General features: G+C 55.7%; 14 protein-coding genes. 6 read left to right on the top strand and 8 right to left on the bottom strand.

Annotated features, from left to right (window positions below):
- Positions 1-51 precede the first annotated feature (51 nt).
- Positions 52-888, top strand: coding sequence for a class I SAM-dependent methyltransferase (locus ACTRXA_RS02970; protein ID WP_442425717.1), 837 nt, complete (start codon positions 52-54; stop codon positions 886-888).
- A gap of 29 nt (positions 889-917) precedes the next feature.
- Here ACTRXA_RS02970 and mltG read toward each other — a convergent pair whose 3' ends face one another.
- From mltG to ACTRXA_RS02945, 5 genes are read right to left on the bottom strand one after another with little or no spacing between them, the layout of a single operon-like run.
- A complete protein-coding gene (gene mltG / locus ACTRXA_RS02965) occupies positions 918-1,931 on the bottom strand; it encodes an endolytic transglycosylase MltG (RefSeq protein WP_442425716.1) in 1,014 nt (337 codons plus the stop codon).
- Between the two features lie 41 nt (positions 1,932-1,972).
- Positions 1,973-3,052 (bottom strand): histidinol-phosphate transaminase, encoded by a 1,080-nt coding sequence (hisC, locus tag ACTRXA_RS02960; RefSeq protein ID WP_442425715.1) that lies wholly within the window; start codon positions 3,050-3,052, stop codon positions 1,973-1,975.
- 6 nt (positions 3,053-3,058) lie between these two features.
- Complete coding sequence (gene gmk / locus ACTRXA_RS02955) at positions 3,059-3,727, bottom strand: guanylate kinase (RefSeq protein WP_442425714.1); 669 nt, start codon at positions 3,725-3,727, stop codon at positions 3,059-3,061.
- Positions 3,724-4,608 (bottom strand): YicC/YloC family endoribonuclease, encoded by an 885-nt coding sequence (locus ACTRXA_RS02950; protein ID WP_442425713.1) that lies wholly within the window; start codon positions 4,606-4,608, stop codon positions 3,724-3,726. The genes gmk and ACTRXA_RS02950 overlap by 4 nt, the downstream gene beginning before the upstream one ends.
- Positions 4,609-4,627: 19 nt before the next feature.
- The gene (locus tag ACTRXA_RS02945; protein ID WP_442425712.1) at positions 4,628-7,027 is read right to left on the bottom strand and encodes a sulfurtransferase TusA family protein; all 2,400 of its coding nucleotides are present in this window, start codon (positions 7,025-7,027) and stop codon (positions 4,628-4,630) included.
- A gap of 351 nt (positions 7,028-7,378) precedes the next feature.
- Between ACTRXA_RS02945 and ACTRXA_RS02940 the strand changes: the two genes are divergently transcribed.
- Positions 7,379-8,140: a methyltransferase family protein gene (locus ACTRXA_RS02940; protein ID WP_442425711.1), complete on the top strand. Its 762-nt coding sequence runs from the start codon at positions 7,379-7,381 to the stop codon at positions 8,138-8,140.
- A gap of 10 nt (positions 8,141-8,150) precedes the next feature.
- On the opposite strand, the gene ACTRXA_RS02935 is transcribed toward ACTRXA_RS02940, so the two are convergent.
- Complete coding sequence (locus ACTRXA_RS02935; RefSeq protein WP_442425710.1) at positions 8,151-8,591, bottom strand: hypothetical protein; 441 nt, start codon at positions 8,589-8,591, stop codon at positions 8,151-8,153.
- A gap of 50 nt (positions 8,592-8,641) precedes the next feature.
- Between ACTRXA_RS02935 and ACTRXA_RS02930 the strand changes: the two genes are divergently transcribed.
- The 3 genes from ACTRXA_RS02930 (at position 8,642) to ACTRXA_RS02920 (ending at position 10,212) form a co-directional block, all read left to right on the top strand.
- On the top strand, positions 8,642-9,013 hold the full coding sequence (locus tag ACTRXA_RS02930) for a YraN family protein (RefSeq protein ID WP_442425709.1): 372 nt from the start codon (positions 8,642-8,644) through the stop codon (positions 9,011-9,013).
- A 63-nt stretch (positions 9,014-9,076) separates the two neighbouring features.
- Positions 9,077-9,859, top strand: a complete 783-nt coding sequence (locus ACTRXA_RS02925) for a NifU family protein (protein WP_442425708.1) — start codon at positions 9,077-9,079, stop codon at positions 9,857-9,859.
- A gap of 8 nt (positions 9,860-9,867) precedes the next feature.
- Complete coding sequence (locus ACTRXA_RS02920) at positions 9,868-10,212, top strand: helicase (protein WP_442425707.1); 345 nt, start codon at positions 9,868-9,870, stop codon at positions 10,210-10,212.
- 16 nt (positions 10,213-10,228) lie between these two features.
- On the opposite strand, the gene ACTRXA_RS02915 is transcribed toward ACTRXA_RS02920, so the two are convergent.
- Positions 10,229-11,188, bottom strand: a complete 960-nt coding sequence (locus ACTRXA_RS02915) for a hypothetical protein (RefSeq protein WP_442425706.1) — start codon at positions 11,186-11,188, stop codon at positions 10,229-10,231.
- Positions 11,189-11,305: 117 nt separating this feature from the next.
- On the opposite strand from ACTRXA_RS02915, the gene ACTRXA_RS02910 reads away from it, so the two are divergent.
- Entirely contained in the window at positions 11,306-11,650 is a 345-nt protein-coding gene (locus ACTRXA_RS02910) for an ATP-dependent Clp protease adaptor ClpS (RefSeq protein ID WP_442425705.1), read from the top strand.
- Positions 11,651-11,687: 37 nt separating this feature from the next.
- Here ACTRXA_RS02910 and ACTRXA_RS02905 read toward each other — a convergent pair whose 3' ends face one another.
- Positions 11,688-12,983: a citrate synthase gene (locus ACTRXA_RS02905; protein ID WP_442425704.1), complete on the bottom strand. Its 1,296-nt coding sequence runs from the start codon at positions 12,981-12,983 to the stop codon at positions 11,688-11,690.
- Positions 12,984-12,997 lie beyond the last annotated feature (14 nt).

Here is a 12,997-nt window from a genome sequence, read left to right as displayed (position 1 = left end):
CCGATAAGGTTATAAAGTAATGAAAATCAACTATTTTTAGAGGAAACCGGCATGCCGACCAGCACTTATTCCGATCTCGAAACCATAATTGGGTTCTTCAACCACGCCAAACCACGGTCCCTCCTGGATATCGGCGTGGGATTCGGCAAGATCGGGTTTCTGGCCCGGGAGTTTCTGGATGTCATGTTAAACGAGTCGTACCGGCCTGCTGACTGGAAGGTTCGGATCGATGGCATCGAGGCCTTTCCCGACTACATTCAGGGTCATCACAAAGCCCTTTATGATTCCATCCATATTGGTGATGCTTTTGAGGTCATCGATAACCTGGGCCAGTACGACGCGATTGTGCTGGGCGACAGTCTGGAGCATTTTGAGAAGGAACGCGCCTGGCAGATGCTGGACAAGTGTGCCGAGCACTGCACAGGTTACCTGATGATTTGCATCCCGCTGGGTGAGCATTGGGAACAGGAAGCCATCTACGGAAACGATTACGAACGCCACTTATCCTTCTGGACTCGCGAAGAGTTTGAGCCAATCGCCGCCGCCAGCAAGATCACCTGGTTCGAGGGCATCGGTGATTATGGGAGGTTTCTGATCCCCGTGGATCGTTTTCGGCATCACCGGTTGCGGATGCGCGCCGGAAAGCTGTTCCAGAGTGGCGACCAGGACCGGGCCATCGCGGAAATGACCGCGGGTATGGAAGGGTTGCCGGTGAATGTCGACAGTGAGTACCAACTGGTTGAATTCCTGCTGGAGATGGACCGGCTGCGGCAGGCGGTGCATCGCCTTAAATCCATTCAACTGAAGTTCCCCAACGAGGCCCCGGTGGTGGGGGCCTATATCGAGCGCGTGGAAGCCTTTCTTGCCCGGCAAGCCAAAGCCTCCTGACCTTTCCTGCAAATCCAGAGTGAATTGATTCAACCGCCCTGCAGCTGGTACTTGACGACAGCGCGGTTGTGGTCGTCCAGGTTCGTGGAAAACTTATGCGTGCCGTCCTGACGTGAGACAAAGAAAAGAAATTTTGTTTCGGCCGGATTGAGGGCTGCCTCGATGCTGTCCAAGCCGGGGCTGGCAATGGGGCCCGGCGGCAGGCCGGGATAGAGGTATGTGTTGTAAGGGGATTCGACAGACAGGTCTTTCTTGCGGATATTGCCGTCGAAATCGGCCAGCGCATAGATCACCGTCGGGTCCGTTTGCAGTCGCATGTTGCGCTTCAAGCGGTTATGGAAAACAGAGGAAATGATTTTTCTCTCCGAAGGGGCCCCGGTTTCTTTTTCTATAATGGAGGCCAGAGTGATGACCTCGTGCAACGTGAGGTTCATGTCTGCCGCCTTGCGGGTGGCTTCCACCAGGTTCACTTTTTCCTGAAAAGTCTGCACCATGGTTTCCACGATGCGCTTTTCTCCGGCGTTTTTGGGGAACTTGTAAGTTTCCGGAAACAGGTAACCTTCCAGGTTTTTCGCGGGAGTGCCCACTTTACCGATCAATTCCGCATTGCGCGTCTCCTCTAAAAAACGTTCCCGGCTTCCCAGTCCCGCCTGTTCCACCAGCTCTGCAATTTCAAGGATGCGATACCCCTCCGGCACGGTGAGTGTGTGGAGAACCGACTGGCCGGAGGTGATGGTTTCCAGGATCTGTTTGGGTGGCATGGCTCCAGACAGGCGGTACTCGCCGGCACGAACCTGGTTCTGTTTTCCCTGAAGGTAGGCAAACAGCACAAACCCTGTCGGGTTGCCGATGAACTGTTCTTCATTGAGGTGATGGGACACCTGCTTCAGGGTCATGCCGCGGGAAATGTCCACAATCCGGGAATCGGCAGCGGGGGACAACGGCGAGGTGGAATAGCTGTACAGCCAGAATGAGAACCCGAACAGCCCGGTCAATACCAGAAAAAGGCCTGCCAGAAGCGATGTCTTCAAGTAACCGTTCATGGAAAAAGCCTTGCCAGACCGTGTGCCCCTTTCCCTGCGCGTTACCCTTTGCTGCGGAGGATGGATTTGATCTGCGTGACGAACTCGGCGTTTTCATCATGAGTGCCGACTGTGACGCGCAGACAGTTCCGCAGGCGCGGGTGGCTGTTGAGATCCCGCACCAGTATACCTTTTTCCACCAGCTGATTGAACACCTCTTCGGAGCTACGATGAACGCGGAACAATATGAAATTGGCGTCAGACGGAAATATTTGAAGTTGCGGGAGGTTTGACAGGGCTTTGAGCAGCCAGTCCCGTTGTTCCAGAATCTGGTCGATCTGCTGTTTCACGGGTCCGAAGCGGTCCAGCAAAACCGCCGCCAGTTCCTGGGATACCGTGTTGGAGTTGTAGGGGAGGCGGATTTTGTCCACCTGCTCGATGATGGTTGGGTGCGCCACGGCGTAACCGACGCGCAAGCCCGCAAGCCCAATTTTTGAAAGACTGCGCAGGATCACCAGATTGTTGTGTGTCCCCAACTGGTCGAGGAAGGTATCGCGCGCAAAGTCGTAGTAGGCCTCATCCAGTACGGTGATGCCCTTGAAGTTTTCCAGTACTGTCTGGATGGCGTCACGGTTGAAACAGTTGCCGGTCGGGTTGTTGGGGTAGCTGAAAAACACAATGCGTGCCTGTGTCTTTTCCAGCATGTCCAGAAACGGTTCCGCCGCGAAATCCCAATTTTCATCGAGCGGAAAGCTTTCCGCCTTCACCCCCATGCCGCGCGCGATGATCGAGTACATGGCGAAGGTGGGATCGGGAAATACAACCACGTCACCGGGGTCGCAGAATACCTGGATCAGAATCTGGATCAATTCATCCGAGCCGTTGCCGATGGCCAACTGATCCGTGGAAACGGACAGGCGCTGGGAAAGCACGTCCTTCAATCGTTGGCTCGCCGGATCCGGGTAGCGGTTCAACTGAAACGTACGAAAAGTATCCTGGAAGAGGTCGAGGATTTCCGATGGCGGCGGGTACGAGTTTTCGTTTGCGTGAAGCTTGATGTCGCAGTCGAAATTTTCCACGTGGTACGCCTTGAGCGCCTTGATTTTATTTTTGACCAGCTGGTCCAGGTTCACGTTTGCCATGCTGCCTCAGTCGGATTTCAGGATGTCGCCGATCACCGGACAGTCGGTGGAGAAGCGCGAACCGCGGTGTTTTTCGGCGCGAAAAATACACAATAGCGTTTCCACCGTCTCTTCGACGTTGTGATTTGCGACGATGTAATCGTACAGCCGGTATTGACCCATTTCAATTTTTCCTGCGGTGAGGCGTTCGATAATTTTTTCTTCGGACTCGGTGCCCCGTTGCCGCAGGCGACGCTCCAGCTCTCTCAAGGAGGGAGGCAGGATGAAGATAAACACGGCGTCCAGGTTGAGTTTGCGAATGGAAGCCGCCCCCTGTGGGTCGAGTTCCAGAATCAAGTCTTCACCCCGGTCCCGGTGGGCTATCAGCGTGCTGTGTGCGGTGCCGTAAAAATGGTTATGAACCCACGCCGATTCCAGAAACTCGCCTTCTTTCTGCATGGCCTCAAACTGTTCGCCGTTGATGAAATGGTAGTCGATGCCGTCGCGTTCGTTCTGCCGGGGAGGGCGAGTGGTGTGCGACACGGAGAACTTGATTTCCGGGCGAACTTCCCGCAGGCGATTGCATATTGTGGTTTTGCCTGTGCCCGAAGGGGCGGACAGGACAATGAGCAGGCTCTTGTTCTGGGATGGAGTGTCGGTCATGGAATCGGTCAGGTCGAATGACGGCAAAATCACTCGATATTCTGCAACTGTTCGCGGATTTTTTCCAGAACGCTTTTTATTTCTATCACCGCCTGGGAGGTTGGGTAGTCCGCGGACTTGGACCCGATGGTATTGGTCTCGCGGTTGATTTCCTGGGTGATGAATTCCAGTTTGCGTCCGGCGGGTTCCTTGGAGCCGAGGAGTTCCTTGAACTGTCCAAGGTGGCTGTGGAGCCGGCTGATCTCTTCTGAGATGTCGCTGCGGTCGGCCATGATGGCGACTTCCTGGGCGAGCCGGGTTTCGTCCAGGTCCGGGCCGCTGGTGGTCAGGGCCCGAAGCTTATCCTTCAGGCGTTCCTGGTAGGCCTCCAGCACCATTGGTTGCCGTTCCTTGATGGTCTCGAGGTGCTCGCCGATCTGGCGGATGTGCTGGTCAAGGTCGGCTTCCAGATTGGCTCCTTCCTCGGTGCGCATCTGAATGAGAGCGGTGAGCGCGTCCTCGACGGTTTCCATCACCATCGATTCCTGCGCCGGGTCCAGTTCCAGTTGTTCCGTCACCAGGATATCGCGTACACCCAGCAGGGCTTCAAGCGGCAGGTCTCCGGAAAGGCCAAATTGTTCTTTCAATTGCCGGGCCGCGTCCACGTATTGCGAGGCCAAGTCGATATTGGGTTTGAGCTTCTGGTCGGCGGGTTCTCCCTCCGACCGCTCTAAGGAAACATACACATCGAATGAGCCTCGGGCGCACCGGGCCTTGATGCATTTTTTAAGGGGTAGCTCGAGGGCGTTCAGGTGTTTGGGCAGGCGGGTGTTGGCTTCGATAAAGCGGTTGTTGACTGAGCGGATTTCAACTTTGCACGAAAACGTTCCACTCTGTTTTTCTGACCGGCCGAAGCCGGTCATACTTTTCAACATTCGACGGGCAACCTTCCGGTTAGACTTTTTCGAAAACGATGATGTGGTGTCCGTTGTCACGAACGTGCGACACCAGTTTATGCCCGTCGTTCTGGACACTGCGGGGAACGTTTTCTGCCGGTTCGCCGTCGTCCAGAACCACTTCCAGCTTCTGGCCCGGGGACAGGCTTTCCAGCTTGAGCTTGGTTTTTACATAATCCTGCGGGCTCTTGACCCCTTTGAGGTCGATCTGTGCGTGGACGGCATCTGCGGTGGCGGTGCCACCGTTGCCTGCCGTGGATGCTTTTGCCTGTTCCGCAATTTCATCGGTGACGCGGATGCGCAGGGATTTCTCCGACTGCATCTTGTCATAGGCCTTGCGGCATTCGCCGATGAGCGTTTTCGATTCATCGATCAGGCTCTGTGCGAATTCCGGTTCGGCGGTCTCCGGATCTTTCTGAAACCGTTCGGCCACGCCGGCATGGGTCTCGGAGACAATGCCGGTTTCCACGATCAGCGATTCGAATTTTTTCATGGTCTCCAGGTTGTCCTCGAAGTCCATGCCCTCGGTCACCAGCAGGGCTTTCGCCGCCAGGGCCAGCGAACGGTTGGCCTGCCGCACGGAGTCGGCGATCAGTTGTTTCTCGAATGCGCGGGTGCTCTGGAAGAGGGCGCGCTCGGCTTCGGACAACTGGTCGGTGATCATGTCGGAGACGCCGCCGGCACACTCTCCCTGACCCCGGTCGTCCAGCGTGAATTTGTCGGAGGAGTGATAATCGACGTACGATTGTGGCGACTCGGTGATGGACGGCAGGTCCTTGAGGTCGGACAACAGGTCGGCGAAGTAATTTTTGCCGACCCGGTCGTAAAATGCGGGAAAGGTCTCGCCTTCCCGCCGGTCTTGTTTATAAGCATCCACGGTGCGCCGGGTTGCCAGGGGAACATTTTTGGCCGGGATCTTGATCACATGTTCGCCGAATTTCGCTTCCGTCTCCGAAATGCGGCCACCCAGCATCATTTCATAATGCGGGGCGAGCACGCCGTTGACCTTTTTCGCACTGCCGGAAAACCCGATGTCCGCAATGTGATGCTGGCCGCAGGAATTGGGACAGCCGCTGGCCTTGATCGACAGGGAATCCAGGTCGGTGGAGCCGGTGTACAGGTTCTCGATGTCATCGGTGAGCTGATTGATCAGTCCCCGTGAATGCGTGATGCCGAGGTTGCAGGTCTCGGAACCCGGGCAACAGGTCATGTCCTTCAATTCTTCGGTGCCCGCCTTGTGCTGTCCGATCTTCTTGAGCTCGCCGAAAATATTGCCGAAGGCTTCCTTCTTCACCCAGGGGATCATGATGTTCTGGTGCACAGTGTTCACCAGGCGGCCCCCGGCAAAGTCATCGGTCATTTTTGCGATGGCGCGGGCGTGGTCGCTGGTCAGGTCTCCCAACTGCAACTTGATATGGATGTTGTAAAACCCTTCCTGCCGTTGCGGGAAGGTGTTGCGCGCCACCCAGTTCTGAAATTCAGGGTCGCTGTCGAACTCGTTCGTCGGGGCGAAATCCGGTATGTCCGGAATGGCCTCATCGGGCACGTCGATGGCCGGGAATGTTTTGCCTTCGAGCTTGGCGAACTCTTCCTCGACCAGCTTTTTGGTTTTCTCGATGCCGTATTTGTCCAGAACGTACTTGAAACGCGCTTTGTTCCGATTCTGTTTGTTTCCGTGCTGGTCGAAAATGCGGATCACCGCCTCGCAGGCGCGCAAAAGGTCTTCCGCCGGGACGAAGTCCGAAAAATGCTGGGCCAGACGCGGGGAGGAACCCAGGCCGCCGCCGATGATCATACGGAACCCGCGGCGCCCGTCCTGGATGACGCCGTTCAAACCGATGTCATGAATGGGCGCGAGGCTGCATCCGTTGCACCCGCCAACGCTGATCTTGAATTTGCGCGGCAGATTCTGGGTGAGGGGGTGGCGGAGCAGATACCGGGAGACGGCGCGGGCATAGGGCACCACGTCGAAGGTTTCTTCCTTGCAGGTACCGGCCTTGTGGCAGGCGGTGACATTGCGTACGGTGTTGCCGCAGGCTTCGCGGGTGGTGATGCCGTGTGCGGCCAGATCCTGCAGGCCCTGCGGCACGTCTTCCAGGGCCACAAAATGGAATTGAATGTCCTGCCGGGTGGTCACGTGCAGGATTTTATTTGAATAGGTATCCGCGAAATCGGCCAGGCCGCGCAACTGGTCGGTGGTGTACCGGCCCAGAGGGAGCTTGGTGCGCACCATCTGCACGTGGCCGGGTTGACGCTGGCCGTAAATGCCGTGTTGCAGGCGGAAGCGTTTGAAATCTTCTTCTCCCACGTCGCCCCGTTCGAGGCGCTCCACTTCCGCAGCGAAATCTTCCAGTTCCTGCACGATTTCGGGGGGGAGATTCAATGATTTTAAGTCCATAGCGATAATCCAAAACTAAAGATGCACTGCTTTATGCGTTCGCCCGGGGGCGGGGCGGATGCGTCAAATGATGGGGGGCGGTTCAGCCTGAAATCACTGATTCCATAGTGTCTCCTGCTTATTTTCTGCCGCCATTATGGATGCCATCATATAATAATTTGCCCTGAAAAAACAGGGGAATCGGTCAATAATACTGTTATTTTGATGTTAGAAGTCGCAATTACGTTTCCAACACTTTCAATATTTGACATAATTTTTTAGAATCAAAAACTTACCCCGATGTGGGAATCCACTACGGAAGCTTTCTCCCTATGCATCGAAGGTATTGATAGAAGGGGCCTTGATAAAGTCATGCTGGACGCGGGTTGGACGTTTATGGATATCTCCCATTTTTGGATATGGGCCAATTTTCTGGTGTTCCTGTGCGTCTTCGCGGTGGCGCTGTACATCAATTACAACTTCAACACCATTATGGTCGGGGTGATTTACCTCCTGCCCTTGATCCCCTTCGGTCTGGAAGCCGCCTCCGCGCCGCGTTTTCTCATGGTGTCGTTCCAGAACCTGGTGTTCGGGGTCATCGAGGTCGTGATCTTCGTCATCACCGTCAAGCCGCGGGACGCCACCTTCGACCGCGAACACATCAAGCAGTTGATCGGGCACGTCCTGCCCATCGCGGTGGCGCTGATCGGGTTGTCGTTCGTCGCCCGCATGAGCAACGCTCCCATGTCCGGGGCGGAACTCGCCCTCATCACGACGGTGTTTCTCGCGGGATCGGTCATGCGGGTGCTGGCGGTGTACCAGCTGGGAGCGACGGCGTTCAAATTCGACATCGTGTTCCGAGACGACCAGCAGCTGAAAACCACCCATCTGTACCGATTTATACGCCATCCCTCCTACACGGCGATGATGATCGTGATCCTTGCCTACGCGCTCAATACCCACCACCTGCTGGCGGGGGTTCTTGGAATGGCGGCGGCGGCGTTCGGGTTTCAGTACCGCATTCATTACGAGGAGAAAGGGTTGCAGGAGAAGTTCGGGGAGGATTACCTGCGTTACCGAAGCCGCACCGGCATGTGGTTGCCGCGGTTGGGCGCGGTGAGGGAAAGCAAATGACCCCGGGGGCTCATTCCTGCGGAAACCAGGTTTTCCAGTAAGGTTGTGTGGTGCCGCCGGTTTCAACAGGATTCTGGAACCACAGGGCGAGGCCGAAGAGGGCGAAGATATACAGGTAACTGGCGGTGTAGAACAGCGGTTTACTGGCGCTTTTGCCTTTGAAGCGGGTGACTCCCGGCTGGGCGGCGTTCCGGACGCGGTAAAAATTGGAGATGGCCATCAACACAAACAGGATGGTGGGATGGTAATCGAACATGGCCATGAGGAACGCCGAAATGGGGGCGAGGCCGGCCATCACCAGCAGTTTCACCGGGTGGTTGCCGGTGAGGTCGTCGAACGTGTTGAGCGCGGCCATGTAACACACCAGGTAAAACAGGCCGGTGAGACCGAGCCAGATGAAAAAGGCCAGGATGGTGGTGCCGCCGGTTATGTCTTCAATTCCCAGAACCATGGCGGAAGCATAGCAGGAGTCCTGGAAACGGGCAATCGGGAGAAGAATGGATGACCGAGGAAAGGCGGGAATTCGGCCGGGAAGGGGAGGCGGCGGCGGTGCGTCACCTTAAAAAACAGGGCTACCGCATACTCGAAACCAATTTCCGATCGAGTGCAGGCGAGATCGACATCATCGGCGAGCACAACCGGTCGCTGGTGTTCATCGAGGTCAAAACCCGTGCCGGCCTGGAAAAGGGGCACCCCGCCGAGGCGCTGACTCCCCGCAAGCAAAGGAAGATCGGGCAGGTGGCCAACCAGTTTCTGGCACAATATAAAGCAGGGGACCGCCCCTGCCGGTTCGATGTCGTGGCCATCACCGGAGACCCTCAAAATCCAAAGGATTGGAAAATAGAGGTGATTAAAGATGCCTTTCGATTGTAGAATTGGCATTAAAGATGAGACTTTCAGGTCTTTAACCGATACCGACAGCAAGGAGCTTATTGCGTGAATTCCATATTGAAGAAATTGTCGAACCTGTTCGGGCCCGGATCGCGGGAAAAGGAAGAAGCGGGTGCTCCTGCGACCACTGCCACTGTTTCCTCCGAACCCCCTGCCACTTCCGGTGAACCGCCGCTCCGTCGCCGGGTTATCCAGGCTCCGGTTATCATGGAGCAGGATGAGGCCAGCCGGAAATCCAACAAGGTATTGATCAAGGCGGAACTTTCGGGCATGCGCGATTCGTTGAAACTGATGGTCAACCGACCCCTGTTCGACGGCTACTCTTGGCATTTTTCGTCATTTGAAAGCGCGGCCGGCTCGCGTCTCGCAGAGGCGGTGTTCAGCGTGGAAAAGGTGGAAACCCTGCTGGTGCAGGGGTCGACCGCCACCGTCACGCGCACCGAAGCGGCGCACGTCGAGCAGTGGAAAGAATTCGCCGAACAACTTGGGGCCGCCATGCGCGAGGCCATCGAGTCCGGCGAGCCGCTCATCTCGGAGGAAATCAGAAAGTCGATCCCGCCGGAAGACACGGTTCGCAAGGACATCCAGAGAGTCATCGATGGCGAGGTCAATCCCGGTGTGGCGGCACACGGAGGGTTGATCGTGCTGAAAAAAGTCGAGGGCAATACCGTGCACATCGTCATGGGTGGCGGATGCCAGGGATGCAGTGCGGCGGACCTGACGCTCAAGCAGGGCATTCACAATGCCTTCCGGACTGCAGTGCCTTATGTCGGTGCGATCCTGGACGAAACCGACCATGCCGCCGGCACCAACCCCTATTTCTCCTGAGGTGACGCATGCCCAAACTCAATCGATTCCAAATCAAGATCGAAACGGGAGAAGTGGGAACGAAGCAGCCCGTTTATTTCACCATCAACAACCACAAGGTTCCCTTCGAGGAAGCCAAGGGGGATGTGGGGCCGGGACAGACTTTTGAAAGCGGGTTCGATGTCTCAAGTTTCGCGCACTCCATGACACTGGTCGGTCCGGAACAGGGAAAATGGGACATTCAGAAAATCAGGGTCGACTTCGACTGTGAGGGCACCCAGCCGTATTCGGTCACTTTCGGCCAGGTGGAACTGGATGAGGCGACGGAGGTCAACATCTGGCACGATCCGCCTCTACCCACCTGGGATGTGTGAAAGCTTGAGGTGAGCGTCACTGCGTTTTGGAGGTGTCGCTCGTGACTTCGGCGACGTTGTCCGAGGAGGGAAACACGCCCCCCCGAAATTCCCCGTGAAGGTCTCCCAGCAGGATGTAATTTTTGACCGTGGTCTCCAACGGGATGAGGTGCTTCGAGGTCCAGAAGATCAGTTCACCGTCCTTGGTCTTGAAGACGTCTTTGGGAATTTTGATTTTGATCAGGTATTCGTTTTTGGGTTTGAGGGCACTGTCGTTGCCGATCAGGCGTTTTTCATTTTCCGTGTGGATGTAGACCTGGATGGCCTTCATACTTTTTTCGGGTATCGTGTTGATGAGGTATCCCTTGCCCTTTTCGACTTTTCCATACACCTGGTTGCGGAAATTGTAGAACGCCGCCAGAATGTCATCGAAAAAAATTTGAGGAGGGATGTCTTCCCGGCCCTGATCCACCTGTTTTTTGTTCACATAATCCATCCAGAAGTGGTTGCGGTTTTGGTAATCAAGGATATGGTTGGTCTCTTCCACCCGTTGGCCAATGATGACCTGGCGGATGAAGCGGATGGTTCTAACCCGGTTGCCATCGTCGATGACCTCGAATTTTGAATTGTAATAGTGTTTGCGGTAGGAAGTGAAAAAACCGACAAAGCCCTTGGTTTCTGCAAGCAGGGTGGCGTGATAAAGGTTGTCTTCTTTGAAAAACTTGACCTCCACCGAAGCGGCTTTGCTGAACATGAGGAAGTCCACATCCCATTTGAGGACCTCGCCGTTGAACCGGCGGATGTCGCCCTCGGGGCTGTAATGGTTGTATTCGCCTTCAGAGGTGATCACGTGGCGGATATTGCCGGAAGGGGCTGCAAGGACCGGCAGGTTGGCAGCGAACCATTCCACGGCGACCACCAGGCCCGTGCACGTCAGAAACAGGAACCCATTCAGAAACAGTATTTTCAGATGGGGACGGGAATGAAGGAAACTCATGGCAAGGACTTGAAATCAGAGCACAGTTGAATACAATATAGAAAAAATCTGTAGTCCGGGATATCTTAAACTAAAATGCCTGTCGGCATATAATTGTTTTTTCATAGATTTGTCACCATGAGCACGGAAACCTTACCTGAAACCTTGCCGGAAACCGTTCCGGAATCGCCCGGTACCGTCGTCACCCCGGATTCACGGAGTCGCACCGGATACATGCCGCTTTACAGGGTGATCATGTGGGACGACGATGTCACCACCATGGAATTCGTCATTCGCATGCTGTTCAAGGTGTTTGGCAAGGACTACAAAACGGCGGAACGGTTGATGCTGGAAGTGCATTACACCGGCAGCGCGCATGTGGACACCCTGCCTCTGGAGCGCGCGGAATTCAAGGTGGACCAGGTGCATAAAGCGGCGGCTCTCGAAAATTACCCGTTCCGCTGCACCATCGAGCCGCTTTAGCCCATCTGTTTCCGTCCCCCGCGAATCCCCTCCTTCCTCAACCACGTTGTTCCAGCGGCACGTAGTCGTGGCTCGTTTTTCCCTGGTAGATCTGCCGGGGGCGTCCGATGCGGAAATCCTTGTCCCCCTGCAGTTCCACCCAGTGGGCGATCCATCCCGGAAGCCGGCCTATGGCGAACATCACCGGGAACATGTTGACCGGGATGCGGAGCGCCTTGTAGATGATACCCGAATAGAAATCCACGTTCGGGTAAAGCTTTTTCGAGACGAAGTAATCGTCTTTGAGGGCGATTTCCTCCAGCTGCAGGGCAATGTCGAGCAAAGGCTCCTTCACCTTCAGTTTGTCCAGCACTTCGTGGGCCATCTGTTTGATGATCTTGGAGCGGGGATCGAAATTCTTGTAAACGCGGTGCCCAAAGCCGAACAGGCGGGACGATCCTTCCTCTTTGGGATTCTTGGCTTTCTCCACGAATTTTTTGGCGTCGCCACCCTCGTCCTGGATTTTCTGCAGCATCTCCACCACCGCCTGATTGGCGCCTCCATGAAGCGGCCCCCACAAAGCGTAAATGCCTGCGGATACCGAGGAGTACAGGTTGCAGCGGGAACTGCCGACCAGCCGTACGGTGCTGGTGGAGCAGTTCTGCTCGTGATCGGCGTGGAGCATGAGGAGCACGTCCAGCGCCTTGGCCGCCACCGGATTCACCTCGTAGGGTTCGCACGGGGTGGCGAACATCATGTTCAGGAAGTTCTTTGTGTAACTCAGGTGGTTTTGGGGATAGAGAAACGGTTGTCCCAGGGATTTCTTGTAACTGTAGGCCGCGATGGTCGGCAGCTTCGCCAGGAGGCGGTGGATGGTGATTTCTATTTCGCGTGCCGTCTGGTTGTTGAACTGGTCCTGATAAAACGTGGCCAGTGCGCCCACCACCGCACTGCACACCGCCATGGGGTGCGGGTTGTTGGGAAACCCGTCGTACAGTTTTTTGATCGACTCGTGCACCATGGAATGGTGCGTGATGTGGTACTGGAAATATTCCAGCTCGGACCGGTTGGGAAGATGACCGTAGATAAGCAGATATGCGGTCTCGATGAAGTTGCTTTTCTCCGCCAGCTGCTCAATGGGAATGCCCCGATACAAAAGAATTCCCTTTTCTCCGTCGAGGAATGTGATGTCGCTCTGGCAACTGCCTGTACTGACATAGCCGGGATCGAAGGTGATGTAACCCGTGGCCGATCGCAACGTCGAAATGTCGATGGCCTTTTCGCCGCAGGTTCCTTCGATCACAGGCAGTTCGTATGTGGTTCCATTCAGCACCAGCTGGGCGGTCTCGGTCATGTTTCCTCTCCCTG

The organism is Nitrospina sp. P1_D6 (genome assembly GCF_052156615.1).
GTDB lineage: Bacteria > Nitrospinota > Nitrospinia > Nitrospinales > Nitrospinaceae > Nitrospina.
This window is presented reverse-complemented; position numbering and strand designations above follow the sequence as displayed.